The organism is Piscinibacter sp. (genome assembly GCF_050175855.1).
Lineage (GTDB): Bacteria > Pseudomonadota > Gammaproteobacteria > Burkholderiales > Burkholderiaceae_C > Piscinibacter.
Genome location: NZ_JBFXIO010000461.1, coordinates 1 through 3,647 on the forward strand (window position 1 = coordinate 1; position 3,647 = coordinate 3,647).

Below are 3,647 nucleotides of genomic sequence, written 5' to 3' on the forward strand. Positions count from 1 at the left end.
GAGATCAGCATCATCGAGGTGCCGCAGCCTCGATGGCTCGCCTTCCTCAACGAGCAGTTTGACCTGCTGGCCGTGCCGGCGGAGTTCGTCACGATGGCCGCGCCCAACGGCCAGCTCGCGCCGAACCTGGCCAAGCGCGGCGTCGGGCTGCACCGCATCGTGAACGTCGATCGCACCCTCTTCTACTTCAACATGGAAGATCCGGCGGTCGGCGGCTACACCCCCGAGAAGGTGGCGCTGCGCCGTGCGATCTCGCTGGCCACCGACACCGCGCGCGAGATCGCGGTGGTGCGCCGCGGCCAGGCGATCCCGGCACAGTCGCTGGTCAACCCGGGCTCGTGGGGCTACGACCCGGCCTACAAGAGCACCAACAGCGAGTACGACCCGGCACGCGCCAAGGCGCTGCTCGACCTGTACGGCTACGTCGATCGCGATGGCGACGGCTGGCGCGACCTGCCGGACGGCAAGCCGCTCAAGCTGGTCTACGCGACCCAGCCGGACGAGGGGTCGCGGCCCTTCGACGAGCTGTGGAAGAAGAACATGGATGCCATCGGCATCCGCCTGGAGCTGGAGAAGGGCCAGTGGCCCGAACAGCTGAAGAAGGCCCGTGCCGGCCAGCTGATGATCTGGCAGCTCGGCTACACGGCGGCCAATCCCGACGTGCAGGACGGCCTGGGTGTCCTGTACGGGCCGGCGTCGGGCGGGCAGAACCTGCCGCGCTTCCGTCACGAGCGCTTCGACGAGATCTACCGCCAGATGGACGGGCTGCCCGACGGGCCGCAGCGCCTGGCGCTGCTCCGCGAAGCGCAGGCCATCGTGACCGCGCAGGCGCCGATGCGGTTCAACGTGCACCGCATCCTCACCGACCTCACCCAGCCGTGGGTGATCGGCTATCGGCGGCCGCTGTACGGCAGCCAGTTCTGGCAGTACATCGACGTCGACACGGCGCGCATGCCGCCGCGCCGCTGAGGCGATGCAGCGGCGCCAGTGGATCGGCGCCTGCGCCGCCGGCCTGGCGGCGCCGGTGCTGGCGCAGCGGCGCACGACACAGGACAACACGCTGCGCGTGGCCTTCCGCGTCGCCGAGACCGGCTTCGACCCGGTGGCCATCGGCGACGAGAACTCCAACCGCGTGGCTGCCTGCATCTTCGAGTCGCCGCTGACCTACGACCACCTGGCGCGGCCGGTGACGCTGCGGCCGCTGACGGCCGAGGCGCTGCCGCTCGTCGAGGACGAATTCCGCAGCTTCACCTTCCGCATCCGGCCGGGCATCCTCTTCGCCGACGACCCGGCCTTCGAGGGCCGGCCGCGCGAGCTGGTGGCGCAGGACTACGTCTACACCGTCAAGCGCTACTACGACCCGCGCATCAACAGCGAGCTGCTCTACCTGTGGGAGAACGCCGGCCTGGTCGGATTGAGCGAGCTGCGCGAGCAGGCGATCAAGGCGAAGCGGCCGTTCGACTACGACCGCGAGGTCGAAGGCATTCGCGCGCTCGACCGCTACACCTTCCGCGTGCGGCTGGCGCGGCCCGGCCCGCGCTTCACCTATCTGTTCGCGCAAACGGGCACCACCGGCGCGGTGGCGCGCGAGGTGGTCGAGCGCTACGGCGCCGACATTGCCGCGCACCCGGTGGGCACCGGGCCGTTCATGCTCGGCGCGTGGCGGCGCAGCTCGCGCATCGAGCTGCTGCGCAACCCGCGCTACCGCGAGCGCTTCTTCGAGGCCGAGCCGGCCGAGGGTGACGTGCAGGCCCAGGCCATCGCGCAGCAGCTCGCCGGCCGCCGCCTGCCGCTGGTCGACCGGGTGGAGATCAGCGTGATCGAGGAGTCGCAGCCGCGCTGGCTGGCCTTCCTCGACGGCTCGCTCGACCAGCTGGAGGTGCCGGTCGACTTCGCGCCGGTCGCCGTGCCCGGTGGCGCGCTGGCGCCGCACCTGGCGCGCCGCGGCGTGCGGCTGCAGCGTGTGCCCCAACCGGACATGGTGATGACCTACTTCAACATGCTGCACCCGCTGGTGGGCGGCTACGGCCCGGAGAAGGTGGCGCTGCGCCGCGCCATCGCGCTGGCCTACGACAGCGGCGAGGACCTGCGCCTGCTGCGCCATGGCCAGGGCATCGCGGCGCAGTCCACCGTGCCGCCCTTCACCTCCGGCTACGACGCCGCCTACCGCAGCGAGATGAGCACGCATGATCCGGCGCGCGCGATGGCGCTGCTCGACCTGTACGGCTACGTCGACCGCAACGGTGACGGCTGGCGCGAGCTGCCCGATGGCTCGCCGCTGGTGCTGCGCCTGGCCTCCACCAGCAGCCAGCTGCAGCGGCGCAGCAACGAGCTGTGGCGCAAGCACCTGGCGCGCGTCGGGCTGCGCATCGAGTTCGACATCGCCACCTGGCCCGACCTGCTCAAGCGCAGCCGCAACGCCACGCTGATGATGTGGGGCTACAGCTGGGTGGCGCAGTCACCCGACGGCGGCTTCTTCCTGAGCATCGCGTACGGACCCAACGCCAACGAGTCGAACGACGCGCGCTTCGCGCTGCCGGCCTTCGACCGCCTGTTCGAGCGCCAGAACGTGCTGCCCGACGGCGCGCAGCGCGAGGCGCTGATGCGCGAGGCCAAGAACCTGCTGGTGGCACACATGCCGTACAAGGTGCACGTGCACACCATCCTCAACGACCTGCTGCAGCCGCGCGTGCGCGGCTGGTGGCGGCATCCCTTCGCACGCGACACCTGGGTCTACACCGGGGTCGACCTGGAGACATCCGCATGAGCACGCTGCCCGAGCCGCAGATCCTGAAGTTCACCCGCTGGCTGGAACAGCATCGCGGCCTGCGCTTCGACCCGACCACGATCGAGGGCTACGACGCGATGTGGCGCTGGTCCGTGTCCGACCTCGAGGCCTTCTGGGGCTCGGTGTGGGACTACTTCGGCATCGAGTCGCCGACGCCGTTCGCGCGCGTGCTGGCCGAGCCGGTGATGCCCGGTGCGCGCTGGTTCGAGGGTGCGCAGCTCAACTATGCGCGCCAGGTGCTGCGCCACGCCGAGGCGGCCCACGCGGCAGGGCATCCGGCGATCGTGTTCCAGAACGAGCGGATGCGCGAATGCGGTCAGATGCAGGAACTGGGTTGGGTCGAGCTGCGCCGTCAGGTGGCCTCGCTGGCCGCGGCGCTGCGCGGCATGGGCGTGCAGTGCGGCGACCGCGTCTGCGCCTTCCTGCCCAACACGCCGCACGCGGTGGTGGCCTTCCTCGCCGCGGCGAGCCTGGGTGCGATCTGGTCCGTGTGTTCGCCCGACATGGGCCCGCTGGCGGTGCTCGACCGCTTCCGCCAGATCGAGCCGAAGGTGCTGATCGGCGTGGACGGTTATGTCTACGGCGGCGTCGAGCACGACCGCCTGCCGGTGCTGCGCCAGCTGCTGGCCGAGCTGCCGAGCGTGCAGCATGCCGTCCTGCTGCGCTACCGCGACGAAGGGGCCGATGCCGGTGTTCTTGCCGCACCGGGCCGCACGCTGCACGACTTCGCCGCGCTGACGGCGAACGACGCGACGTTCGAACCCGAGTGGCTGCCCTTCGACCATCCGCTGTGGGTGGTGTACTCCAGCGGCACCACCGGCCTGCCCAAGCCCATCGTGCACGGCCACGGCGGCGTGAT

At 70.7% G+C, this 3,647-nt stretch carries 3 protein-coding genes; all 3 read left to right on the forward strand.

Features of this window, described 5'->3' with window-relative positions:
- Positions 1–969: ABC transporter substrate-binding protein (locus AB7U92_RS23845; RefSeq protein ID WP_428582802.1), on the forward strand; the 969-nt coding region annotated here is incomplete at its 5' end.
- 4 nt (positions 970–973) lie between these two features.
- Positions 974–2,767 carry an ABC transporter substrate-binding protein gene (locus AB7U92_RS23850; RefSeq protein ID WP_428582804.1) on the forward strand — a complete coding sequence of 598 codons (1,794 nt, stop codon included), beginning with the start codon at positions 974–976 and terminating at the stop codon, positions 2,765–2,767.
- A partial coding sequence (locus tag AB7U92_RS23855) for an AMP-binding protein (protein ID WP_428582806.1) occupies positions 2,764–3,647 on the forward strand: 884 nt, incomplete at its 3' end. The genes AB7U92_RS23850 and AB7U92_RS23855, both read left to right, overlap by 4 nt.

Coding starts and splice junctions, on each gene's coding strand:
- AB7U92_RS23850 (WP_428582804.1), top strand. CDS start 974: ATGCAGCGGCGCCAGTGGATCGGCGCCTGCGCCGCCGGCCTGGCGGCG.